This window comes from Acetobacter farinalis (assembly GCF_011516935.1).
GTDB classification, from domain to species: domain Bacteria; phylum Pseudomonadota; class Alphaproteobacteria; order Acetobacterales; family Acetobacteraceae; genus Acetobacter; species Acetobacter farinalis.
This window is the reverse complement of record NZ_WOTF01000001.1, coordinates 509191-531393: the sequence shown is the minus strand read 5'-3', so window position 1 is coordinate 531393 and position 22203 is coordinate 509191. Positions and strand designations below refer to the sequence as shown.

Genomic DNA, 22203 nt, shown 5'->3' with positions numbered 1-22203 from the left:
TTTTAAAAACAGATGCCGCATCCTGATACGACATCGGACAAACCCCACAAATGCGCGGGTAGCCCGCTCAAGCGCTGCCTTGGAAAAGGTGTGCTGGCCGTGGGCGTTTGCATGCTGGCCAGTGCGGGCTTTGTGCTGCACCAGTCCAAGGCATATGGGCTGCTTGAACGCATCCATCATGGTCTGATTATCTGCACGCCCGGCACCGGCCTGAGCATGACAGCCGCCTCCGCAGGGCTGGCGCGCCAGAGCAGCCCCGCCATGCTGCGGCTTGAGCTTGCCTCTCAGGAAGACGGGCGCGTGATTGTCATGCCCGGTTCCAGCCAGCTCAGTGATGTTCTGGCCTCATCCCGCCGAGCCCATACCCTGCTGATGCTGGATCTGAACAACACCAATCCGGCAGATGTCGCCGCCCTTGTGCGCAAGGCCAGAATGCTGGACCGTGTTGTGCTGGTGTCCTCCTCCAGAGAAACAACGGAAACCGCCCTGCAGGCTGACCCGGACCTGCTGGTCGCCATTCCCATTCATTCTGTGCGCGATGCCTATGCGGCGCACCGTATGGCGGGGACACACCCCTACGCCGCCTATCTCTCCCCCACCGCGTCACCAAACCTGTTCACGCTGGTGCACCGCGATGCGGAAGCCATCATTACGGAAAACCCGGCCACACCAGCCCTCTCCACCGAAGAGTTTCTGGCTGACCGGCCGGTTGATATTGTTGTCACACCCCAGCCTGCCCAGCTGACCCAGGCTCTCGCCGGGGGCAGCTGAAGGCCGGTCTCCCGGCCTTTTTTCAGGCCGGAAGCATGCTTCCTGTTTCCACAAACCGATGATGCCAGGACAGGGCTTCATTCAGCAGGTGCGGCGTATGCTTGCCGAACGACTCTTTGCGTGCCCGGTCAAAATAATCCTGCAACATGGGCTTGTAGTCCGGATGCGCGCAGTGGGTGATGATCTGCTGCGCCCTCTGCACAGGTGAAAGCCCACGCAGGTCAGCCAGCCCCTGCTCTGTCACGAACACCTGAGTGTCCTGCATGATGTGGTCCACATGTGCTGCCATGGGCACAATAGCGGAAATTTTCCCGCCCTTGGCTGTGGAGGGAGAGAGGAAGATGGACATATAGGAACTCCGGGCAAAATCGCCCGAACCGCCAATCCCGTTCATCATCTTGGAGCCCATCACACGGGTGGAGTTCACGTTCCCGTAGATATCGGCCTCAATCATGCCGTTCATGGCAATACAGCCCAACTGGCGGATCACACCGGTGCTGTTGCTCACATCCTGCTGGCGCAGAATGATCTTGGTGCGGAAGAAGTCCATCCGGTTATTGATCTCAACCGCCGCATCGGGGCTGAGAGAGAAGGATGTGGCCGAGGCCACCCGCATCCGCCCGGAATCCAGCATGGCCAGCATGCCATCCTGAATCACTTCACTATAGCCGACCAGATTTTCAAACGGGCCTTCATTCAGCCCTTCCAGCACGGCGTTTGCCACGTTCCCCACACCAGACTGCAAGGGCAGCAGGGAGGGCGGGAGACGATTCTGCTTCACTTCATGGCTGAAGAAATCCAGCAGATACCCGGCAATAGCCCTCGCACTGTCATCCGGCGCGGCAAACGGGGCGTTACGGTCCCTGTCATGCGCTCTGACAATGCCCACAATCTTGTCCGGGTTCACGCGCAGGAAGTGGCCACCAATGCGCTGGTCAGCCGAGCGCAGGGGGATGATGTCACGCGGGGGCACACCGCTGACATTCCCGTCCCAGATATCGTGAATGCCTTCCAGTTCGGGGCTCTGCCAGTCATTGACCTCAATAATCACTTTTTCGGCGATATCGAGAAATGTCTGGGAATTGCCGACTGAAGAGGTGGGAACGATGCCGCCATCTTCAGTAATGGCAGTGGCTTCAACCACGGCAACGTCAAACTTGCCGTAATTCCCCTGCACCGCCCGCCCGGCAACCTGACCGAGATGGTTGTCAAAATACTCTGTCTCATCCTCGTTAATACGGTTGCGCATCCCGGCATCCGTATTGAAGGGGGAGCGAAACGACACACCGTTGACCTTTGCCAGCACGCCGTCCAGCTGCGGGCCGGTTGAAGCTCCGGTAATCAGGCTGATCCGGTAGTCCTCACCCCGTGCGTGGGCCTGCCCCATAAGCTCGGCCAGAGCCTCCGGCACGGCCTTGGGGTAGCCTGCTCCGGTAAAGCCACTGGTACCGACAACGGCTCCGGGGCGAATGAACGCCGCGGCGACTTCCGCCGGGCACACTTTGCTACGCAGGGCTACGTTACGAATGCGCTCTGTCATGAGAGGCTTTCCTGTTCTTGATTATTGCTGTTCCGACGCAAAACGAAGCAACCGGGAAAATGATATGTTTTATACCCCAATGCTTCGCTCCTTCCCACCGGCACTCCAGTGGAGCCGGATGACGTAGGTAAAGTTAGGCAGAAAACTCCGGGCGTGGCGCGTCACATGCTTGTGCACAAACATGTTCCGACAAAAAAATACGGCTTCTCCCTTCCCTGCTTCCGCCTGTGGCGCCTACATGGAAAGGAGAGAGGTAATGAGAGCAGATGCACACAGGGTTCTTCCTTGACGAAAACGTGAAAGCGGCAATGCGGAAAGGACTCCGCATTGTGGGAGACGTGCATGGAGATCTGCAGGCTTTTCGGCACGCCATCGCCACGGACCGATTCATTATCCAACTGGGTGATCTGGTGGATTACGGGCCGGACAGCGCGGGCGTGCTCCGGCTGATGCAGTCTGTCATGGCCGAAGGGCGCGGCCTGTTCCTGATTGGAAACCATGACCGCAAGCTGGGCCGCGCCCTGCTGGGCAAGAAACTGCGCCCGGACCCGCCGCTGGAGGCCACGCTCGCCCAGCTTCGCCTGCCGGAGAATGCGGATGTCCTCGCAACCGCGCTGGCCATGCTGGAAGCCGCCCCGGCGTGGCTGGTGCTCGGCCGCATGATCTTTGTGCATGGGGCTTTTGATGTCCGGATGCTGATGGAGCCACCACCGCCCGCCCTGGGGCGCGTGACCTTCCTGCTCTCCCGCGCCCTGTTCGGAGAGACAACCAACAGAATACAGAAAGATGGCTACCCGGAACGCTGCCTGAACTGGGTCAACCACATTCCCACCGGCTACACGGTTTATTGCGGGCATGACCAGCGCTCCACCAATGGCTGCCCGCTGACCATTCCCGGCCGCGCCGGGGGGCAGGCCATTTTTACGGATACAGGCGCGGGCAAGGGCGGCCATCTGGCCTGGCTGGATGTCCCTGCCGATTTTATGGAAAACTCCTGGGAAGGCCTGTAAACAGTCTACGGTAGCGCTCAGGGCATTACGGCCTTATTCTCTTACGAGACAGAAACAGAAACAAAAGATCGTGCACACCGTGACAGACCAGCTCTCTCCTCAGGATGCCCTGCTGGACCTCCGCCGCAGCATAGACAATATCGACGCCGCTCTGGTGGCGATGCTGGCGGAACGCTTCCGCTGCACCAAGGCCGTCGGCGCGCTCAAGGCGCGTTGTGACATGCCCCCGGCGGACCCGGAGCGTGAAGCCCGCCAGATCACCCGCCTGCGCCAGCTTGCGGAAGACGCCCATCTGGATCCGGATTTTGCCGAGAAATTCCTGAACTTCATTATCCATGAAGTCATCCGCCATCATGAAGCTATTGCGAAGCAGTCCGCCGAATCGGCGGCTAAATGACACGCCGCCTTCTGCTGCTGCGGCATGCTGAAGCCGCCAACCCTCCGGAGGGCGACTTCAGCGAGGAAGCGGATAGAGCCCGCCCCCTTACTGCCGAAGGGCAGCGCGCCGCTGCCCGCTGCGGGGCATGGCTTCGGGCGCAGGCTCTGGCGCCAGACCTTGTTCTGTGCAGCCCCGCCCGCCGCACGCGGGAAACTCTGGCCGCCCTCGCGCCGTTCCAGACCACTCCGGCACTGCGCACACTGTTCTGCCCCGATATTTATGAAGCCCAACCCGACGCCCTGCTTGCCCGCATCCGGCAAGCCCCTGCCAGCGCCCGCACTGTCCTGCTGATCGGCCATAATCCCGGCATCTCGGCACTCGCCCGCTGGCTGGATGATCAGGCCCCGATTCTGGACCAGGGATTCGCCACCGCCTCTCTGGCGGTCTTTCACATGTGGGGGTCTGAAAACGCGCAGAGCATGCCGGATTGGGCCTCGTGCGATGCAAAAAGCCTGACGCTGGACACATTCGCGCGACCCTGAAGCACAGAAAGCCCGGTTTTCCAAGAAAAACCCGTCCTGATAACGCGCGGTTTATCATCCACCAGCTTCCTGTTTCTTTCGGGATCGGGGAAAAGATTCAAAGAGCAGGCCGCAAGAGGCTGCGGTCCCATAATGCAGAAGGAAACACCATGAGCACATCGCAGAATGAAGGTCAGCGGTCTGTCGCAACCCTGTCGCTCGGTGGACGAACAACGGAACTGCCTATCCTGTCAGGTACTCTGGGGCCGGATGTTGTCGACATTCGCAAGCTCCCTGGGGAGATGGGCGTTTTTACATATGACCCCGGCTATGGTGAAACCGCGTCCTGCTCCAGCAAGATCACGTTCATTGATGGAGAAAAGGGTGTTCTCCTGCATCGTGGCTACCCCATTGCCCAGCTTGCGGAACACGCGTCCTATGAAGAGGTGATCTACCTGCTTCTGAACGGCGAGCTTCCGAACACCGCCGAATTCCAGAAATTCTCCAACACCCTGACAAACCATACCCTGCTGCATGAGCAGATCCGGAATTTCTTCAACGGTTTCCGGCGTGATGCTCATCCTATGGCCATTCTGTGTGGCACGGTTGGAGCGCTCTCCGCCTTCTATCCGGATGCCAGCGATATCGCGATCAAGGATAACCGTGAGCTTGCCGCCATGCGGCTGATCGCCAAAATCCCGACCATTGCCGCCTGGGCCTACAAATACACGCAGGGCGAAGCCTTTATCTATCCGCGCAATGACCTGAACTATGCGGAGAACTTTCTCTCCATGATGTTCGCGCGGGTTTCCGAGCCCTACAAGATCAATCCCGTTCTGGCCCGCGCCATGAACCGGATCCTGATCCTGCATGCAGACCATGAGCAGAACGCCTCCACCTCCACTGTGCGCATGGCGGGCTCCACCGGGGCAAACCCGTTTGCCTGCATTGCCGCAGGGATTGCCGCCCTGTGGGGGCCTGCCCACGGTGGCGCGAATGAAGCTGTCCTGAAAATGCTGGCGTCCATCGGCAACAAGGAAAATATCCCGGACTTCATTGCCAAGGTCAAAGACAAATCCAGCGGCGTGAAGCTGATGGGCTTTGGCCATCGCGTTTACAAGAACTTCGACCCGCGCGCGAAGATCATGCAGCAGACCTGCCACGAAGTGCTGGGTGAGCTGGGCATCAAGGATGATCCGCTGCTTGACCTCGCCATCGAGCTTGAGAAAATCGCAATCCATGACGACTATTTCGTCCAGCGGAAACTCTACCCGAATGTGGATTTCTATTCAGGCATTATCCTGAAAGCCATGGGCATTCCCACCAGCATGTTCACCGTGCTGTTTGCCGTGGCCCGCACCACCGGCTGGGTCAGCCAGTGGAAGGAAATGATTGAGGAACCCGGCCAGCGCATCTGCCGCCCCCGCCAGCTCTACACAGGGGCTCCGGAACGGGACTTCGTTGCGCTCGACAAACGCTGAGCCACACGCTTACCCTCTGAACCTACTTGAGGCGTGCCCCATCGGCACGCCTCAGCCAGAGACCACCTCGAAAAAGCGTGTTCCCCGCCTCATGCCGCATCCCGGCTCGTTGAATGGGCCTGATTGAGCGGGGTTGGCCGAGGCAAGCGCCTTCCTGTGTTTTCAAAACAAAAAAGCCAGAGCAGCCACCCGCTCCGGCTTCTTCAAAAATTTCGAGAGAACCTGAGAGCGGCTATTCTAACCGCAGTCACACCCCTTGGTCGGGGCCTTGGACTGACGCACGACGTGGTGGTCAATCCATTCGGACACAAGGCGACGCGCTTCGTTTAGGGACGCTTCAGGGTGATGAATGCGGTAGAGCGTTGTGCAGGCGTGAAACGCGGTCACATCTTCTGTGCCGACTTCACGCAGTTCCTGATAGGCCGTGACGACTGCGCGTTCGCATTTCCGCGCGATCCGACTTGGTTCAACAGACACGGCACCATCCTTAGTTAATAACCACTCTCAACAACGCAGATTAAACGCCAATTTCCATGAAGATGCAAGCTGGAAACAGGGTTTGGCACAGGGCGGCTGATCACAACTTTCTTTACAGGCTCCAGTTTCTTTACAGACTCCAGCGGCTCCGCAGGACAGACGCCACGCGGCCAGCTTCATCCAGCACTGTGCGTGGCCACGGTGCGAGGCTGTGCTCCAGAAACCGTGCATGGCCTTCTTCAACCAGACGCCGCGCCAGCCTGCCCCGCACGCCGCGCAGGTCCTGTTCACGCTCCATCAGGAAAACCGGCTGATCCACCACACAGACTTCGGCCAGCAGTGCACTGTCTCCCCCGCCAGCCACGACACAGTCTGAACACGCCATGAAGCCTGCCAGAGGGTCTTCATCCGGCTCGCCCTGCCGCCAGACGAGCAAGAATGTCTCGCTCAGCCCGGTAATAAAGGCGTCCGTCAGATCAGGCTTGCTGTCATCCCGCACAACCAGCAGCACCGCACCACCCTGACGGTTGACCAGCCCGGCCAGCTTTTTGCCCATCAGCAGCGCCTCTTCCTGCGTGCGATACGCACCCGCCCCCACCACAACCGTGACTCGCGGATGCGGCAGATGCTCCAGCCGCTCCTGCCAGGCCTTGCCCGCACGGGCCAGCACGGCGGGGGAGGAAAGCGTCATTGGCCCCAATGTCGGGCAGAACCGTGCCGTGGGCGCTGCGGGAGAAGGCGCCACCACCAGATCAAACGGCAGGGACCGCAGCATGGAGGCTGAGCGGCCCTCATGCCGCACACACCACACCACCGGGCACCCTGCCCTGCGTCCGGCCCGGAGGGCGGCATAGCCCGAGCGCCAGCCGGATGTGAGAATCAGCCCGGGTTCACGCCGTTCTTCCAGAAACGAATCGAGAGCCAGCATTTCCATCCGCACCCGCCGAAACAGGCACCCAAGGCGGGAAGCCAGCACATAGGCCGGGCCGGGCTCCGGCCCGAATGTGGTTTCAACCACCCACACAGGCGCCAACTTTGTCACAGAGAAGGTCATTTTCTCATTCCGACACGGAAGACTGAGAAGAAGCATAGATTTTCAGGCCGCCGAGAGCTATGCCAAAGCAAATTCCAACCGCCAAATTCAAGGAAGCGCTTCATGACGTCACCCGCAAACCTGGCCGCCCCGCACTCTGGCGAGACCAGCGACTGGGACCGCGATGCGGCCCTGTGCACGGCACGTCTGCTGCTGGAAATCAAAGCCATCAACTTCCGCCCGGAAGAGCCTTATACCCTCACCTCCGGCTGGAAATCCCCGGTTTATATCGATTGCCGCCGCATCATTTTCTTCCCCCGCGCCCGCGCCAAGATCATGGAGCTGGGCGTTGAGAAAATCGGGCGTCATGTCGGTTATGAAAGCCTTGATGCCGTTGTAGGCGGTGAGACAGCGGGCATTCCCTTCGCCGCATGGATGGCGGACCGCATGATGCTTCCCATGGCGTATGTGCGCAAAAAGCCGAAGGGTTTTGGCCGTAACGCCCAGATTGAAGGGGATGTGCCCGAGGGCATGCGCACCCTGCTGGTGGAAGACCTCACCACAGATGGTGCCTCCAAGGTCGCTTTCGCCAATGCGCTGCGGGATGCCGGTGCGCTGATCAATCATGCCTTTGTCATCTTCTATTACGGTGTCTTTCCGGGGGCACACCAGTCTCTGACAAACATGAACATCTCCCTGCATGCCCTGTGCACATGGTGGGATGTGCTGGAAGCCTGTTCAACGCGTCCTTACTTCTCGGAAGAAGCTGCGGCAGAAGTGCGGCGCTTTCTTGAAAATCCGGCTGCATGGTCCGCCCGCCACGGCGGCGTAGGCAGCCTGGAAGAAGCCGCTGCCTTCAAGGCCAACAAAGACAAACCTGCCTGAGTTTTCCCGCCGCATGACCAGCCCTGCCCACCCCTCCACCCAACATATTCTGGCGTTTGATTCCGGAATTGGAGGGCTTGGGATTGTCAGGGCGATTCGCACACTCTGCCCCGCCGTATCCGTCAGCTATCTGGCGGATACAGCCGTCTTTCCTTACGGAGAGCAGGAGGATGCGTTTCTCATCAAGCGAATTGTCTCCCTGCTCTCAGAAGCCATCCAGCGCTTGCGCCCGCAAGCGGTTGTGGTGGCCTGCAACACCGCCAGCACGCTGACACTGGACGCCCTGCGCGCAGCCTGCCCCGATATGCCCTTCATCGGCTGCGTGCCTCCCATCCGCTGGGCGGCCCGCACAACCCGAACGCATGTCATCGGTCTACTGGCCACCCGCGCCACCAGCACGCGCCCTTATCTCAGCACGCTTCAGGCGCTTTACGCACCAGACTGCACCCTGATCGCGCACGCTGCCCCGGGTCTGGCGGCCCATGCGGAACAGGTTTTCCGGGGGCATTCCGTGCCGGATGAGGCGATCCGGGCGGAAATCAACGGGCTTTTTACACGGGACTGTTCAGACAGGCTGGATACCGTGGGTCTGGGCTGCACCCATTACACCTTTCTGCTGGAGCAGCTCCGTGCTGTCTCTCCGCCCGGCATCACATGGCTGGACCCGGCGGAAGCCGTAGCCCGCCACACGGCAACCGTGCTCAGCACCCTGCCCCCAGCGCCGCACAGGCGCGAACCTGCCCGCGCATGGTTCACGGCACAGCCGCCTGAGTGTGCGGCCCTTATCAAGGCCCTGCCGCCCTACGGATTTGAGACCATTGCATTATGGGACACCGCTCAGAAGGCAGCTCCGGCGGACGCTCTCCAAAAAGGCTGCCCATAAAAAAAGGGCGGCCTGACGGCCACCCTTTGACGGTCATTCCCTGACCGCACGCCCAAGAATTTGGAGCGTCTCTTAACTCTCGCGGTTGGCTGAATAGCTCGCTGTTTCAATCAGCAGCCCGCGAATTTCACTGTCAGCAAACAGGTTCAGGGCATCCCGCGCCTTTGCGGCATACTCTTCCGCCTTGCGCAGGGTGACCCCGATGGCATCAGTCTGTGCAATACGCGCCAGAGCGGCGTCCAGATCCTCAGGCGTCTGCTCGCTGTCTTCAATCACGCGTCGCCAGAACACACGGTCTTCCTCACTGCCTGCCTCATAGGCTGCCAGAACAGGGAGTGTCACTTTCCCTTCCCGGAAGTCATCCCCCACTTCCTTGCCCAGCACAGCCTGATCTGCCGCATAGTCCAGCGCATCATCCACCAGCTGGAAGGCCATGCCCAGATTGGCGCCGTAAACCCGCAGGGCTTCACGCTGCTCCGGTGTTCCCTCCCCGATCACCGCACCGGCTTCACACGCGGCTGCAAACAGCGCCGCGGTTTTGCCATAGATCACCTGCAAATACTGATCGACCGAGGTGGAGAGATCATTCTGCGTTGTCATCTGCATGACTTCGCCTTCCGCCAGCGTGGCGGACGCCGCGGACAGAATCGCCATCACCTCCAGCGAGGCATCGGCTGTGAGAATCTGGAAAGCCCGTGCGAACAGGAAATCGCCCACCAGCACGGAAGCCTTGTTTCCGAAAATGGCATTGGCGCTGGCCAGCCCGCGGCGGAGCTGGCTTTCATCCACTACATCATCATGCAGCAGGGTCGCGGTATGAATAAATTCAACACAGGCCGCAATTTCAACATGCCGCAGCTTGCCGTCCTGATTGTCGTACCCACAGAGTCGGGCCGTAGCCAACGTCAACAACGGGCGCAGGCGCTTGCCCCCGGCGGCAACAAGATGCGCGGCAAGTTGCGGGATAAGCGCAACCGGGCTTTGCATCCGTGCAACAATCACCTGATTACAGGCGCGCATATCCTGCGCGAGGTAATCGGCCAGGGCCTTTAAGCCCGCTTCTCCTGGCTTACTCACAGAAACACTAGATCCATCCTGGCTTGTGGCCCTGCCAGACTCTGGCAGACTACCAGACTCTGGCAGACTAACTGCAACATTCAAACGCTATATCCCCCAGCCATGGGATGAGTTGACGCCCAACCATATGCGGGGCACCAGAAAAACGGTCAAGCATCAACCGCTTCAAGACAGCCAGACCCTTTTTGTTAAGGCCCGTTTATGGCCCATTCTTCAGAACTTTCTCAAGACACCTTGCTGGGTGGGCGCATTGCCTACGCGCAGTTCCGTATTGGCTACCGAACCGGGCTGGAGCCGGTGCTCATGGCCGCCGCCGTCCCGGCCCGCGCCGCGCAGCGCGTGGTGGAAATCGGCTGCGGGGCGGGAGCTGGCCTGCTGTGCCTCACTCACCGCATCCCCGGCCTGACAGGCACCGGCGTGGAGCAGAACACGGAAACCGCAGCCCTTGCGCACCAGAATCTCAGCGCCAATGCCCGTACGGACATCAGCATTCTGAATGCCAGATTTCCAGACACGCTCCCTGAAGGCCTGTTTGACCATTGCCTTGCGAATCCGCCCTGGCATGATCCGGACAGCACAGCCTCCGCCACAGAGCGGCGCGATCTGGCCCGACGGGCACAGCCGGACACGCTGAAAACCTGGATTCAGGGCTCTGCACGCCTGCTCAGGCACAAAGGCAGCCTGACCCTTGCCCTGCCTGCCAGCCTGATGGCCGCCGCCATCACACATCTGACAGAAAGCGGCTTTGGCGGCATCACCTCCTACCCCTTCTGGCCAAAAGCCGGGAGAGAGGCCCGCATTCTGCTCCTTCAAGCGCGTTATGGGGTCCGCAGCCCGGCCCGTCTGGTGTCTGGCATGATTTTACATGAGGAAGACGGGCGTTTTACCCCACAGGCACGCGCCGTACTGGAAGAGGGAGCAGCCCTGCCCGGCCTGTAAGTCTGTGTGCCTGCGAGAACGGGGGCGCGGGATGAGACACGCCTTCAGTCCCCCACCAGGCCTCGAAGCAACGCGCCCCAGAGGCAACCTGAACAAAGCCCTTGCCCGAAGCCTCCTTCTACAGAACGCTTCGGGCGAGCCCTGTCAGTGCCGTTTTTTATTCAAAAACAGAGGCTTCGAACGCTTCTTCCCATGTTCCCATGGTTGAGGCGCGGCTGTATTCCGTAGAGCGGTTTTCAAAGAAGTTGGTGTGCTCCACCGCGTTCAGCATGTCATCCAGCCAGGGCAGCGGATTGGTCGTGGTGTTGTAAAGCGGGTCGAGCCCAAGCTGAATCAGGCGGCGGTCCGCAATAAAGTGGATGTAGGTTTTCACCTGCTCGGCATTCAGCCCTTCCACTTCACCCATTTCAAAGGCGAGGTCGATAAAGGCTTCTTCATGCTCGACAATGGTCGCGCAGATATCCCGCAGTTCCTGCTGGAACGCATCCGTCCAGATTTCCGGGTTTTCATGTACAAACTCACGGAACAGACGAATGACGGACAGGCAGTGCAGTGTTTCATCCCGCACGGACCAGGAAACAATCTGCCCCATGCCCTTCAGCTTGTTGAAGCGCGGGAAGTTCAGCAGAATGGCGAAGGATGCAAAAAGCTGAAGCCCTTCGGTAAAGGCCCCGAAGGCTGCCAGCGTCTTGGCGATTTCATGCTTGCTGTCCACAGAGAACGCCTGCATGTAATCGTATTTATCCTTCATTTCCTTATACTTAAGGAATGCGGAATATTCGGCTTCCGGCATACCCAGCGTATCCAGCAGATAGCTGTAGGCCGCGATATGGATGGTCTCGATGTTGGAGAATGCCGAGAGCATCATCAGCACTTCAGTCGGTTTGAACACCCGGCTGTAATGCTTCATGTAGCAGTTGTTCACCTCCACGTCGGACTGGGTGAAGAACCGGAAAATCTGGGTCACCAGATTCCGCTCGCTGTCATTCAGCACGCGGTGCCAGTCTTTCACATCGTCAGCCAGCGGCACTTCTTCCGGCAGCCAGTGCACGCGCTGCTGGGTCAGCCACGCATCATAAGCCCACGGATAGCGAAAGGGCTTGTACACGGGGTTGGCGGTCAGCAGGTCAAAGTGCTGTTCCGGCTCGCCCGGTCCGGCAGATGTTTCGCTCATGAGACTGTCCTTTAAGAGGAAAGTTTTAAAATCAGAAAGTTATGAAGCTCTTATGAGACTTACTGGCACGCCAGACATTCATCATAATTGCTTCCGTTCGAAGCCTGGGCCTCAGCGGCATCTCCGGCCCGACGGGCCGCCTCAGCCGCCAGAACCCCTTCCTTGGTCAGCACATTGCTCACCGTATCAGCACGCTGAATGGACAGGGAACGGCAGTAGTACAGAGACTTCAGGCCCTTCTTCCACGCCATGTGATGGATCTGGTGCAGGTCGCGCTTATGCACATTGGCAGGCAGGAACAGATTAACCGACTGCGCCTGACACACATAGGGCTGGCGGTCTGCCGCGTGTTCCACAATCCAGCGCTGGTCCAGCTCAAACGCGGTCTTGAACACATCCTTTTCCTGCTGCGTCAGGAAGTCCAGATCCTGCACGCTCCCCTTGTTGAGGGTGATGTAGGACCAGACTTCTTCCGTATCCTGCCCTTTTTCCTTCAGAAGCTGCTGCAGGTGGCGGTTGCGCACCGTGAAGGAGCCGGAAAGGGTTTTCTGCAGGAACACGTTCGCGGCAATCGGTTCAATACCGGGGCTGGCATTGCCCGCGATAATGGAGATGGACGCGGTGGGGGCAATGGCCATCTTGTTTGAGAAGCGTTCCTGAATGCCATATTCGGCGGCATCCGGGCAGGCGCCGCGCAGGTCCGCCAGCTTGCGGGAGGCGGCATCGGCCTGCTCGCGAATATGCTTGAAAATCTTGCGATTCCAGACCTTTGCGACCACACCTTCAAACGGCACATTCTTGCTCTGCAGGAAGGAATGGAAGCCCATGACCCCAAGCCCGACAGACCGCTCCCGCATGGCGGCATAAGCCGCGCGCGCCATTTCCGGGGGAGCGCGGTCAATGAAGTCCTGAAGCACGTTATCCAGGAACAGCATCACGTCTTCAATAAACTGCGGGTTCTCTGACCACTGATCCCATGTCTCGAGATTCAGGGATGAGAGGCAGCACACCGCCGTCCGCTGCTTGCCGTGGTGATCAATCCCGGTCGGCAGGGTGATTTCCGAGCACAGGTTGGAGGTTTTCACCTCAAGCCCCGCCAGCTTGTGGTGTTCGGGACGGGCGTTGTTCACGTGGTCGGAATAGACGATGTAGGGTTCGCCCTGCTCCATGCGCGCTGTCAGGATACGAATCCACAGAGCGCGGGCCGAAACCTTGCGGATCACGGAATTATCCCGCGGGGAGAGCAGGCCCCATTCCTCATCCGCTTCCACAGCGCGCATGAAGGCATCAGACACCAGCACACCATGGTGCAGGTTCAGGGCCTTGCGGTTGGGGTCCCCCCCGGTGGGGCGGCGGATTTCCACAAATTCTTCAATTTCCGGGTGCCAGACCGGCAGATACACCGCAGCAGAGCCACGACGCAGGGAACCCTGGCTGATGGCCAGTGTCAGGCTGTCCATCACGCGGATGAACGGAATAACACCGGATGTCTTGCCATTACGGCCGACATTTTCCCCAATGGAGCGGAGGTTGCCCCAGTAGGAGCCAATGCCGCCGCCCTTGCTGGCCAGCCAGACATTCTCGTTCCACAGCCCCACAATGCCTTCCAGACTGTCACTTGCTTCGTTCAGGAAGCAGGAAATCGGCAGGCCGCGTGTTGTGCCGCCGTTGGAGAGCACCGGCGTTGCGGGCATGAACCAGTGTTGGCTCATATAGTCATAGATACGCTGTGCGTGCCCGGCATCCGCCCCGTAATAGGAGGCCACACGCCCGAAGAGATCCTGATAGCTCTCATCCGGCAGCAGGTAGCGGTTATCCAGCGTGGCCTTGCCAAACGGTGTCAGCAGGGCATCCCGCGTGCGGTCAACCCGCACCTGATGGTGGCCGGGCAGCTGCACCATGTCTTCCAGCTTGCCGGGCTCAAATAGGTCCGCTTCTTCCCCGGAGCCAGACATGGAACGACGGCTTTCATTTTCCTGAACGTCGATCAGACTCATGGTGACTTGCTCCGGTTTATGCATTGACGTGATCTGTCGTGAAGGGGCGAAGCCGCAGAAAACCGCGCTCCAAGTCGCGCCGCCTGCCTCTGGACCTCACTATATGTCGCGTTCTTGCGACATATATGCCCCCATATCTAGTGATTTTTTTACACCCTAACCTTTAAAAAAGGCTTGTGTTTGAAAAGATGGCAGTTTTTGCCGATCATAAATTGTTTCAGGCTCTCCGGGATTTTTTTCACCCTGCGTGAATCAGCCCGGACGCTTCCATACGGCGCCGTGATTCCGTGATGCCCTCCGCCACGGCCAGTGCGGCAGCCAGCGCCCGCCGCCCGGCGCGGGCATCCACCTTCACCGGGGCGCCATCCAGGCAGGACGCCACAAAAGCCTCATGCTCCGCAAAGAGAGAATCATGATCTTTCCATGAAATCGCCTCCCGGCGGAATCCTCCCGTGCCCGGCAGGGGCAGGCCTTTTTCCCGGCCGATCATGGTCAGTTCGCGTTTTCCGAAATCAGCAGAGAGATAGCCTTCCTCTGAAAACAGCCGCATCCGCCGCTCTGTCTTCAGGGAAATGCGGCTGGCGGTAATGGTCGCCACACAGCCGTTCTCAAAGCGCACACGGGCATTGGCTATATCTTCATACTCCGAGCTGACAGCCGCCCCCAGCGCATCAACCTGCGCAATGGGGCTGTCCACAATCGCCAGAACCAGATCGAGATCATGGATCATCAGATCCAGAATTACGGAAACATCCGTGCCACGCGGCTTGAAGGGGGCAATCCGCGTGGCCTCAATATAAAGCGGGCGGGTGATTCGCCGGGTAATTGCCTCGTGCTCCGCCGAGTAGCGCAGCAAATGCCCCACCTGACACACCAGACCGCTCTGCTCTGCCAGCGTGATCAGAAAATCCGCCTGCTCCAGCGTAGCCGCCACCGGCTTTTCCACCAGCACATGTCTGCCAGCCCGCAGGGCCTGCACAGCCAGCTCGAAATGATATTCCGCCGGGGCCGCCACAACCACAGCGTCACACACCGCCAGCAGTTCCTCCACTGAAGCCATGGCCGGGCACCCGGCTTCCCGCGCGACGTCTGCCGCCCGCCCTGCATCCGGGTCAAAGAGGCCAACCAGAGCCTCACGGGGCACATCTCTGACCTTGAGGGCATGATACCGGCCAAAATGCCCAGCCCCGATCACCCCAACCCGCAGAGTTCCATTCATCTTTCAGACCTTCCAGACCTGCTAGCGCACCATTGTCCGGCCAGCGGTAGCAGCCTCCCGCAGAAAACCCAAACCCTCTTCGCGTCAGCCCCGGGCAAAGCCGCACTCTGTAAAAAAACCATAAATTTTTCAGCCTCCGCCCGACTCCGTGCCCGAAAACCCGATACCCGTATATTTCGCCCTGCACGGCAGGGGTCAGGCCGGACGGCCCTTGCGGGAATGTGATGCAACCCCGCCACTCCGCCCCATCAAATCCCCCGCAATACGCCTGCATCTGGCCGGGAAGTGTTGCATCACGGGCCGGGGAACGGCATGGTCCGGGCGACAAAAATCGATTGATCAGGTGAGAATGTATTACAGCCGCCTCAAGATGGCCTCGGTACTGGGTGTGTGCCTTTTAGGGCTGCTGCTCTGCCTGCCCAATGGTCTGCGCAACCCCTTCCCCTCCATGCCATGGCGCCAGATTCATCTGGGGCTGGATCTGCGCGGCGGGTCCTACCTGCTCATGCAGGTTGATCTGCAAAGCCTGACGCATGACCGGTTGCAGACACTGGCAGACAGCACGCGGGAAGCCCTGCTGAAATCCCAGCTTGGCTACCGCAACATCACCACCAACGCAGAGGCTGGCACAGTCTCCTTCACACCGCGCGACCCTTCGGAAACCGAGGCGGACCTCGCGGCTCTGAACAAACTGCCGCGTGTGGTCCCTAACGAGTTTTCCGTTCAGAAACAGGATAGTGGCGGCATTGTCCTCACACTCTCGCCCGAGGCGCTGAAGGCGCGGGCACGGGAAGCTGTCACCCAGTCCATCGAGATTGTGCGCCGCCGTATTGACGCCACCGGCGCGGTGGACCCGGAAATCACCCGTCAGGGAGATGACCGCATTGTGGTTGAGCTGCCCGGCGTGAGTGACCCGGAACGGATCAAGACCCTGCTGGGCACCACCGCGAAAATGACCTTCCGTCTGGTGGACCCCAATCCGGCCCACGCAACGGCTGCTTCTCCGGGCGTCAGCCTGCTGCCCATGTCCTCAGAAGGAGATGGCCCGCCGCTCCCGGTTTATGACCATGTCGATGTGGATGGCACGGACCTGACCAATGCAGGTGCCGTCATTGATTCCCAGACCGGCGAATGGGCCGTGACCTTCACTTTCGATTCCGTTGGCACCCACGCCTTCTCCACGGTCACGCAGGCCAATGTGGGGCGGCGCTTCGCCATCGTGCTGGATAACAAGGTGATTGAAGCCCCGGTCATCCGCTCCCCCATTACGGGCGGAAACGGGCAGATTACCGGCGGGTTTGATGCCCAGAAAGCGACAGACCTCGCGCTCATGCTGCGTGCGGGCGCCCTGCCCGCTCCGCTGAGCGTGATAGAACAGCACACCATTGGCCCGTCTCTCGGCGCGGATTCCATCAAGGCCGGCATGCTCAGTCTGGCGGCAGGCTTCATGCTCGTCATCCTGTTCATGGCGCTGTTTTACGGTCGCTTCGGCTGGTATGCGAACATCGCACTGCTGGCCAACCTTGTGCTGATGGTCGCCATTCTCTCCCTCTTTGAAGCCACCCTGACCCTGCCGGGCATGGCCGGGATGCTGCTGACACTGGGGATGGCGGTGGACGCCAATATCCTTATCAATGAACGCATCCGGGAAGAGGTGGCACGGGGGCGCACTCCTCTGGCGGCCATGCAGGCCGGGTTCGAGCGCGCCACCTCCACCATTGTGGACAGTAACGCCACGGCCCTGCTGGCGCATGTCATGCTGTTTGTGTTCGGCACAGGCCCTGTGCGGGGTTTCGCGCTGACCATCACCATCGGAATCGTGACCACCCTGTTCACGACTCTCCTGCTTTCCCGACTGCTCATGGTCCGCTGGTATGCGCGCACGCGCCCGACCAGCCTGCCTGTCTGAGACGAGGCGCTTATGTTCGGACGTCCTCTCCTGCGTTTTGTACGCAAGGATACTCACATCAACTTCATGCGCGGGCGCTATGCGGGGCTGATTGTCTCCGCGGCGCTGTCTCTGCTCTCCGTTGTGCTGTTCCTGCATCCCGGCCTCACGCTGGGGCTGGATTTCCGCGGCGGCATTGTGGTGGAAGCCAAAACACCCGGCCCGGCGGACTTCGCCAAACTGCGTTCCGCGCTGGCCGCGCATAATGTTGCACACGCCTCCATCCAGTCCTTCGGCGCGCCGGATGACGTACTGATCCGTCTGGATGCGGGAGACGCGCAGAAAACCAACGCCATTGTGGACACCGTGCGCCACGCGGTGGCGGAAGCCCAACCCGGCACCACCGTTCTGCGGGCGGATGCCGTCGGGGCGTCTGTCTCTGCCGAACTGTTCCGGAATGGCATGCTGGCTCTGGGCCTGAGTCTGGCGATGATTCTGGGCTATATCTGGTTCCGCTTCGAGTGGGAGTTCGCCCTCAGCGCCGTGATCACGCTGGTGCTGGACCTGACCAAGACCATCGGCTTTCTGGTGATTACCGGCTTTGAGTTCGATCTGGTCATGGTGGCGGCCATCCTCACCATTCTGGGATATTCCACGAATGACAAGGTGGTGGTGTATGACCGCGTGCGTGAAAACCTGCGCAAATACCGCACCATGCCGCTGCGTGAACTCATTGATCTTTCCATCAACGAGACCCTGAACCGCACACTCGGCACCTCCTCCACCGTGTTTCTGGCCTCCCTGCCGCTGGCCCTGTTCGGGGGCACTACCCTCTCCGGCTTTGCATGGACCATGCTGTTCGGGATTGTGGTTGGCACATCCTCTTCCATTTTCATCGCAGCCCCGCTGCTGCTCTTTATGGGTGAAGGCCGCCTCAAGCGGGATGCCAAACCGCCGGCCAAGTAGTCGGCCGCACACCACATCCGCTCACACGAAAAAGCGTTCCGCACCCTCTGCTCGGAACGCTTTTTTATCGGTGGAGAATCGAAAAGCGGGAAAACGCCTCGTCAGGCCGCGTTCTGGAGAACCTCTAGCGCCGCACAACTGAAGGAGGCGCAGGATCTGGCTGCTCAATCACGGCCAGAAAATTTTCCATGGCCCGACCCGCATTCTGCATCCCTGCGCCGGACGGGCTCTGCTCCGCCGTCAGGATTGCCGCCAGAGCCGCACGATCCGCATCAACAAGCTGAAGCAGCCGCCCGGACGGCACACCGCCGGACATGACCTGCCCCCGGGCCATACCGTTGGCAATAATATAGCTGTACATCAGTGTGCGGGGGGTGGGGTTTATGGCCACCATGCCGGCGGAAGACTGGCAGCCTGCCAGAGCCACAAGGCCCGCAAGCCCGGCCACCAGACGAAAAAAAACCGGAAATCCAGATACGGGACGCGTCATGAAACGAGCCTACCCCATATCTGTCTTTCCGGGAAATCCCCTCAGCGCCCCAAAAAGCGCATCAGGGAGACCGCATCAGCTCTGGCCTGACGAACCAGACCAGCACTGCGCAGACTGGCTTTGACCAGACTGCTCAGCCAGAGCGCTGTCAGACCTTGCGGGCTGCCAGTTCATCACGGATCTGCTCAAGCAGGATTTCCGTTTTGGTGGGTTCCGGCGGTGCGGCAGGTGCTGCTTCCTGCTGTGTGTGCAGGCGGCTCAGAATCTTCACGAACCAGAAAATCACCAGCGCCATGATCAGGAACTGGATAACCGCATTGATGAACAGGCCAAGGTTCAGCGTGACGGCACCCGCTTTCTGGGCTTCCGCCAGAGTGGCGAAGTGTTCGCCCTTCAGCGTGATGAAAAGATTGGAAAAATCAATCCCGCCAATGATCAGGCCGAGCAGCGGGTTAAAAATATCCTTCACCAGACTGTTCACAATGGCCGTGAAAGCCGCACCGATGATGACACCAACGGCCAGATCAATAACATTGCCGCGCATGATAAACGCACGGAATTCGCCCACCCAGCCGGGGGTGTGCACATGAGATTTAATGTCGGCCATAAGTTGTCTTATCCTTATTCGCAGGCAGAATATCTGCTCTTTATCCAGTATGAACCCTTTTTAACAAGTCCAAACCGCAACGATTCGTGGTGATTCCTCACCAGACGTGCTTTTACAGCCGCATCAACGCAGATTTTGTGCCTGTTCAGACCAAAAGCGGCCCGGAAGACTGCATGAGTTGTTGATCCCTCCTGCACAGACGGCTATACGCACTCGCACGCATAGCCCGGTCGGTATCGGGACAGCCTTTTGAACGGAAAGACGCAACATATGAAACCCGGCATTCACCCTGACTACCACGAAATCACCGTCATCATGACCGATGGCACCGAATACAAAACCCGCTCCTGCACCGGCAAGGCTGGTGACACGCTCCGTCTGGACGTGGACACGAAGTCTCACCCGGCATGGACTGGCGTGCAGCGTATGATGGACACCGGGGGTCAGGTTGCGAAGTTCAACAAGCGCTTTGCTGGCATCGGCACGCGCGCAAAGGGCTGATCCCCCTTTCCCGGACTGACTTGATCAGACTGGTTGAAAAATCCGGAACCCCGCCCCTTGAAACAGGGGGCGGGGTTTTCCACGTTTAGCCCAGAGGCAAGTGCCCAATACCGGGGCTTTCCTCTTCACCCTGCCGCTGCAGCCCGCCTCAAGGGGGCGCATCACGGCAAGACCTTGCTGAACGAGGAGGTTTTTGAACCATGAGTTACGATTTTGCACCGCTGTTCCGCAGCGCCATCGGGTTTGACCGGCTGGCGCAGGTTATGGATACAGCCGCCCGCACCACCGCCAGCCCGAGCTACCCGCCTTACGATATCGCCAAAACGGGGAGCGACCGTTACGCGCTGACCATGGCTGTGGCGGGCTTTGGCCCCGATGATATTGAACTGGTTGTGCAGGATAACACGCTTGTCGTGTCCGGCCGGGTCAGTGAACCGCAGAACGAAGGGGAAATCCTGTATCGCGGGATTGCGCGCCGCGCCTTTGAACGCCGCTTTGCGCTGGCGGACCATGTGGAAGTAACCGGTGCCGACATGAATAACGGACTCCTGCGCATTTCTGTTCGCCAGATCGTGCCGGAAGCCCTCAAGCCCCGCCGTATCCCCGTATCCTCCAGCTCTTCCGGCACTCTCGCCGGCAGCTTCTCCGGGCCGGAGGCGCACACGGAGCGTTCCGGCACTCCGGGTGAGGCCATCCCGCCAACAGCCACCGGCACCCAGCCCGCCGCGGCCGCGGCGTAATCACGCGTTAAAGAGCGGGAAAAGGAGGAACCCCGGTTCCTCCTTTTTCCAATGAGCACATTTGCTGCTTGACCTGTGAGGGACGCTCCCCCCATATCGTCGCCACAGATGCGCGCCGGCAGGCACGCGGGCTTTCGGAATGGTTTCCGGACCGTCCAGTTTCTCCGGTGCCTGCGCAAGCGCCGACCGACCGACAGGATGGAAGCAATGACGACCTTACCGCTGATGCCCAAGGCCACCGCCGTGTGGCTGATTGAAAAAACCGCCCTGAGCTTTACTCAGATTGCCGAGTTTTGCGGCATGCACCCTCTGGAAGTGCAGGCTATTGCCGATGGTGAGGTTGCTCAGGGCATTGTGGGGTATGACCCCGTTGCCAACCACCAGCTCAAGCTGGAAGAAATTCACCGCTGCGAGGCCAACCCGGACGCACGGCTGAAAATTCTGGCTACCAGCAACCCGGTCAAGCGCCGCTCCAAGGGCGCACGCTATACGCCTGTTGCCAAACGGCATGATCGTCCGGATGGGATTGCGTTCCTGCTGCGCAACTTCCCGCAGCTGAATGATCTTCAGATTGTCAAACTGCTGGGCACCACGAAAGACACCATTGCCAAAGTGCGAGACAAGCAGCACTGGAACACGCCGAACATCAAACCGCGCGACCCGGTGACCATCGGCCTGTGCAGCCAGATGGACCTGAACGCCGCAGTCAATGCCGCCACGGCACGTCTGGAGCGCGACGGGCAGGAAATTCCTCAGCCGCCGCCGCTGGATATTGCGGATATGATGGGTGCGATGGAACACGCCGAAGGCGAAGAGTAATCCTCGCGCACTGGCCAGCCTTGCGCTGGCCAGTGTCCTTTTCAGGCCAGAATGATACTCACTTTTGTTGACCGCCTTTCTGGCAGTCTTTCCGGCGATTTTCGGAAACTCTCTTCGTCAGCAGAGAGGAGAGAAAGCCCGCCTTGCCCTGACACAGGGCCAAAAAGCGGGCCATGGCTCAGGCAGAAAGGCGCTCTATTTCTTCCTTGATGCGCAGCTTCTGCAATTTGAGACACATCAGAACACGTTCATCTGGCTTGGGTCGCCCACCTTCCGAAGAGATCTGCTTGTCGATCCGTGAGTGGCGGGACTTAAGACTCTCAATCCTGGACTGGTAGGTCATTGACTGCCTCCATTCGGTTGATGGTCTCCTCACGCTAGCGCACTCTCTCCGCGTTTTTTCATGTTATTTTCACAATCCCGACAATTCAGGCATGCATTCGAAACATATCTGAAATTTCTTTTTTTGCCGCTGGCCTCCGTGCCACGCATGCGCAAGACTGAAGGCCGCACGTTCTGGCAGGACTCTGGAGAAGCACACGGCAAACGCCGGTGCACAGCCGGTCCACCCGCCACGCAGGAGAGAGAAAGCACCATGCTGAAAGACCGCGATTCACTACTCGGCCAGCTCCATGAACTCCGCAGTGAACATCGTGATCTTGATACCATCATCAGTCGGCTGACCGATGGAAGCGTCCTGACAGACCAGTTACAGCTTCAAAGACTGAAAAAACGTAAATTACTGCTCCGTGACAGAATTACACGGCTTGAAAGCGAACTGATCCCCGACGATATTGCCTGACCTT

Annotated in this window: 24 protein-coding genes; 14 read left to right on the top strand and 10 right to left on the bottom strand. The window is 59.5% G+C overall.

Annotated elements, in window-relative coordinates:
- The first annotated feature begins 12 nt into the window (after window positions 1-12).
- On the top strand, window positions 13-771 hold the full coding sequence (locus GOB82_RS02400; protein ID WP_242007148.1) for a hypothetical protein: 759 nt from the start codon (window positions 13-15) through the stop codon (window positions 769-771).
- Between the two features lie 22 nt (window positions 772-793).
- Here GOB82_RS02400 and GOB82_RS02395 read toward each other — a convergent pair whose 3' ends face one another.
- Window positions 794-2311: a succinate CoA transferase gene (locus tag GOB82_RS02395; RefSeq protein ID WP_166119102.1), complete on the bottom strand. Its 1518-nt coding sequence runs from the start codon at window positions 2309-2311 to the stop codon at window positions 794-796.
- Window positions 2312-2577: 266 nt separating this feature from the next.
- On the opposite strand from GOB82_RS02395, the gene GOB82_RS02390 reads away from it, so the two are divergent.
- The 4 genes from GOB82_RS02390 (at window position 2578) to gltA (ending at window position 5702) form a co-directional block, all read left to right on the top strand.
- The gene (locus GOB82_RS02390; RefSeq protein ID WP_166119100.1) at window positions 2578-3321 is read left to right on the top strand and encodes a metallophosphoesterase; all 744 of its coding nucleotides are present in this window, start codon (window positions 2578-2580) and stop codon (window positions 3319-3321) included.
- 79 nt (window positions 3322-3400) lie between these two features.
- Window positions 3401-3718: a chorismate mutase gene (locus GOB82_RS02385; protein WP_265793928.1), complete on the top strand. Its 318-nt coding sequence runs from the start codon at window positions 3401-3403 to the stop codon at window positions 3716-3718.
- Complete coding sequence (locus GOB82_RS02380) at window positions 3715-4242, top strand: SixA phosphatase family protein (RefSeq protein WP_166119095.1); 528 nt, start codon at window positions 3715-3717, stop codon at window positions 4240-4242. Before GOB82_RS02385 ends, GOB82_RS02380 begins: the two co-directional genes overlap by 4 nt.
- A gap of 149 nt (window positions 4243-4391) precedes the next feature.
- Window positions 4392-5702 carry a citrate synthase gene (gene gltA, locus GOB82_RS02375; RefSeq protein ID WP_166119092.1) on the top strand — a complete coding sequence of 437 codons (1311 nt, stop codon included), beginning with the start codon at window positions 4392-4394 and terminating at the stop codon, window positions 5700-5702.
- A gap of 237 nt (window positions 5703-5939) precedes the next feature.
- Here gltA and GOB82_RS02370 read toward each other — a convergent pair whose 3' ends face one another.
- Window positions 5940-6179: a hypothetical protein gene (locus GOB82_RS02370; RefSeq protein WP_166119091.1), complete on the bottom strand. Its 240-nt coding sequence runs from the start codon at window positions 6177-6179 to the stop codon at window positions 5940-5942.
- A 130-nt stretch (window positions 6180-6309) separates the two neighbouring features.
- Window positions 6310-7221 carry an ELM1/GtrOC1 family putative glycosyltransferase gene (locus GOB82_RS02365; RefSeq protein WP_166119088.1) on the bottom strand — a complete coding sequence of 304 codons (912 nt, stop codon included), beginning with the start codon at window positions 7219-7221 and terminating at the stop codon, window positions 6310-6312.
- Window positions 7222-7335: 114 nt separating this feature from the next.
- On the opposite strand from GOB82_RS02365, the gene GOB82_RS02360 reads away from it, so the two are divergent.
- Entirely contained in the window at window positions 7336-8097 is a 762-nt protein-coding gene (locus GOB82_RS02360) for an orotate phosphoribosyltransferase (protein ID WP_166119085.1), read from the top strand.
- A 13-nt stretch (window positions 8098-8110) separates the two neighbouring features.
- Window positions 8111-8980: a glutamate racemase gene (locus GOB82_RS02355; protein WP_166119083.1), complete on the top strand. Its 870-nt coding sequence runs from the start codon at window positions 8111-8113 to the stop codon at window positions 8978-8980.
- A 72-nt stretch (window positions 8981-9052) separates the two neighbouring features.
- Here the strand turns inward: GOB82_RS02355 and GOB82_RS02350 are convergent, their stop codons facing one another.
- A complete protein-coding gene (locus GOB82_RS02350; protein ID WP_242007167.1) occupies window positions 9053-10000 on the bottom strand; it encodes a polyprenyl synthetase family protein in 948 nt (315 codons plus the stop codon).
- Window positions 10001-10258: 258 nt separating this feature from the next.
- Between GOB82_RS02350 and GOB82_RS02345 the strand changes: the two genes are divergently transcribed.
- On the top strand, window positions 10259-10996 hold the full coding sequence (locus GOB82_RS02345) for a tRNA1(Val) (adenine(37)-N6)-methyltransferase (RefSeq protein WP_166119078.1): 738 nt from the start codon (window positions 10259-10261) through the stop codon (window positions 10994-10996).
- Window positions 10997-11153: 157 nt separating this feature from the next.
- On the opposite strand, the gene GOB82_RS02340 is transcribed toward GOB82_RS02345, so the two are convergent.
- From GOB82_RS02340 to GOB82_RS02330, 3 genes are all read right to left on the bottom strand, one after another.
- Window positions 11154-12170, bottom strand: coding sequence for a ribonucleotide-diphosphate reductase subunit beta (locus GOB82_RS02340; RefSeq protein ID WP_166119077.1), 1017 nt, complete (start codon window positions 12168-12170; stop codon window positions 11154-11156).
- Between the two features lie 59 nt (window positions 12171-12229).
- The gene (locus GOB82_RS02335) at window positions 12230-14167 is read right to left on the bottom strand and encodes a ribonucleoside-diphosphate reductase subunit alpha (protein ID WP_194300303.1); all 1938 of its coding nucleotides are present in this window, start codon (window positions 14165-14167) and stop codon (window positions 12230-12232) included.
- A gap of 238 nt (window positions 14168-14405) precedes the next feature.
- Window positions 14406-15386, bottom strand: coding sequence for a Gfo/Idh/MocA family protein (locus GOB82_RS02330; protein WP_166119076.1), 981 nt, complete (start codon window positions 15384-15386; stop codon window positions 14406-14408).
- A 343-nt stretch (window positions 15387-15729) separates the two neighbouring features.
- Here GOB82_RS02330 and secD point away from each other — a divergent pair, with 343 nt between their 5' ends.
- Both secD and secF read left to right on the top strand, forming a co-directional pair.
- Window positions 15730-17295: a protein translocase subunit SecD gene (gene secD, locus GOB82_RS02325; protein WP_265794094.1), complete on the top strand. Its 1566-nt coding sequence runs from the start codon at window positions 15730-15732 to the stop codon at window positions 17293-17295.
- 12 nt (window positions 17296-17307) lie between these two features.
- A complete protein-coding gene (gene secF, locus GOB82_RS02320) occupies window positions 17308-18240 on the top strand; it encodes a protein translocase subunit SecF (protein WP_166119074.1) in 933 nt (310 codons plus the stop codon).
- Between the two features lie 124 nt (window positions 18241-18364).
- Here the strand turns inward: secF and GOB82_RS02315 are convergent, their stop codons facing one another.
- Both GOB82_RS02315 and mscL read right to left on the bottom strand, forming a co-directional pair.
- Window positions 18365-18730 carry a hypothetical protein gene (locus GOB82_RS02315; protein WP_166119073.1) on the bottom strand — a complete coding sequence of 122 codons (366 nt, stop codon included), beginning with the start codon at window positions 18728-18730 and terminating at the stop codon, window positions 18365-18367.
- A 148-nt stretch (window positions 18731-18878) separates the two neighbouring features.
- A complete protein-coding gene (gene mscL, locus GOB82_RS02310) occupies window positions 18879-19337 on the bottom strand; it encodes a large conductance mechanosensitive channel protein MscL (protein ID WP_166119071.1) in 459 nt (152 codons plus the stop codon).
- A gap of 270 nt (window positions 19338-19607) precedes the next feature.
- Between mscL and rpmE the strand changes: the two genes are divergently transcribed.
- The 3 genes from rpmE (at window position 19608) to GOB82_RS02295 (ending at window position 21397) form a co-directional block, all read left to right on the top strand.
- Window positions 19608-19838 (top strand): 50S ribosomal protein L31, encoded by a 231-nt coding sequence (rpmE, locus tag GOB82_RS02305; protein WP_166119070.1) that lies wholly within the window; start codon window positions 19608-19610, stop codon window positions 19836-19838.
- A 200-nt stretch (window positions 19839-20038) separates the two neighbouring features.
- On the top strand, window positions 20039-20578 hold the full coding sequence (locus tag GOB82_RS02300) for an Hsp20 family protein (RefSeq protein ID WP_242007147.1): 540 nt from the start codon (window positions 20039-20041) through the stop codon (window positions 20576-20578).
- A 207-nt stretch (window positions 20579-20785) separates the two neighbouring features.
- Window positions 20786-21397, top strand: coding sequence for a DUF1013 domain-containing protein (locus GOB82_RS02295; RefSeq protein ID WP_166119068.1), 612 nt, complete (start codon window positions 20786-20788; stop codon window positions 21395-21397).
- 178 nt (window positions 21398-21575) lie between these two features.
- Here the strand turns inward: GOB82_RS02295 and GOB82_RS02290 are convergent, their stop codons facing one another.
- Window positions 21576-21740, bottom strand: coding sequence for a YdcH family protein (locus GOB82_RS02290; RefSeq protein ID WP_166119067.1), 165 nt, complete (start codon window positions 21738-21740; stop codon window positions 21576-21578).
- 252 nt (window positions 21741-21992) lie between these two features.
- Here GOB82_RS02290 and GOB82_RS02285 point away from each other — a divergent pair, with 252 nt between their 5' ends.
- Window positions 21993-22199, top strand: a complete 207-nt coding sequence (locus GOB82_RS02285; protein ID WP_166119671.1) for a DUF465 domain-containing protein — start codon at window positions 21993-21995, stop codon at window positions 22197-22199.
- The last annotated feature ends 4 nt before the right edge of the window (window positions 22200-22203 follow it).

Excerpts from the sequence above, each read along its gene's own strand:
- GOB82_RS02400 (WP_242007148.1), top strand. The coding sequence starts at position 13 with ATGCCGCATCCTGATACGACATCGGACAAACCCCACAAATGCGCGGGT.
- GOB82_RS02395 (WP_166119102.1), bottom strand. The coding sequence starts at position 2,311 with ATGACAGAGCGCATTCGTAACGTAGCCCTGCGTAGCAAAGTGTGCCCG.
- GOB82_RS02390 (WP_166119100.1), top strand. The coding sequence starts at position 2,578 with ATGCACACAGGGTTCTTCCTTGACGAAAACGTGAAAGCGGCAATGCGG.
- GOB82_RS02380 (WP_166119095.1), top strand. The coding sequence starts at position 3,715 with ATGACACGCCGCCTTCTGCTGCTGCGGCATGCTGAAGCCGCCAACCCT.
- gltA (WP_166119092.1), top strand. The coding sequence starts at position 4,392 with ATGAGCACATCGCAGAATGAAGGTCAGCGGTCTGTCGCAACCCTGTCG.
- GOB82_RS02360 (WP_166119085.1), top strand. The coding sequence starts at position 7,336 with ATGACGTCACCCGCAAACCTGGCCGCCCCGCACTCTGGCGAGACCAGC.
- GOB82_RS02355 (WP_166119083.1), top strand. The coding sequence starts at position 8,111 with ATGACCAGCCCTGCCCACCCCTCCACCCAACATATTCTGGCGTTTGAT.
- GOB82_RS02350 (WP_242007167.1), bottom strand. The coding sequence starts at position 10,000 with ATGCGCGCCTGTAATCAGGTGATTGTTGCACGGATGCAAAGCCCGGTT.
- GOB82_RS02345 (WP_166119078.1), top strand. The coding sequence starts at position 10,259 with ATGGCCCATTCTTCAGAACTTTCTCAAGACACCTTGCTGGGTGGGCGC.
- GOB82_RS02340 (WP_166119077.1), bottom strand. The coding sequence starts at position 12,170 with ATGAGCGAAACATCTGCCGGACCGGGCGAGCCGGAACAGCACTTTGAC.
- GOB82_RS02335 (WP_194300303.1), bottom strand. The coding sequence starts at position 14,167 with ATGAGTCTGATCGACGTTCAGGAAAATGAAAGCCGTCGTTCCATGTCT.
- GOB82_RS02330 (WP_166119076.1), bottom strand. The coding sequence starts at position 15,386 with ATGAATGGAACTCTGCGGGTTGGGGTGATCGGGGCTGGGCATTTTGGC.
- secF (WP_166119074.1), top strand. The coding sequence starts at position 17,308 with ATGTTCGGACGTCCTCTCCTGCGTTTTGTACGCAAGGATACTCACATC.
- GOB82_RS02315 (WP_166119073.1), bottom strand. The coding sequence starts at position 18,730 with ATGACGCGTCCCGTATCTGGATTTCCGGTTTTTTTTCGTCTGGTGGCC.
- mscL (WP_166119071.1), bottom strand. The coding sequence starts at position 19,337 with ATGGCCGACATTAAATCTCATGTGCACACCCCCGGCTGGGTGGGCGAA.
- rpmE (WP_166119070.1), top strand. The coding sequence starts at position 19,608 with ATGAAACCCGGCATTCACCCTGACTACCACGAAATCACCGTCATCATG.
- GOB82_RS02300 (WP_242007147.1), top strand. The coding sequence starts at position 20,039 with ATGAGTTACGATTTTGCACCGCTGTTCCGCAGCGCCATCGGGTTTGAC.
- GOB82_RS02295 (WP_166119068.1), top strand. The coding sequence starts at position 20,786 with ATGACGACCTTACCGCTGATGCCCAAGGCCACCGCCGTGTGGCTGATT.
- GOB82_RS02290 (WP_166119067.1), bottom strand. The coding sequence starts at position 21,740 with ATGACCTACCAGTCCAGGATTGAGAGTCTTAAGTCCCGCCACTCACGG.
- GOB82_RS02285 (WP_166119671.1), top strand. The coding sequence starts at position 21,993 with ATGCTGAAAGACCGCGATTCACTACTCGGCCAGCTCCATGAACTCCGC.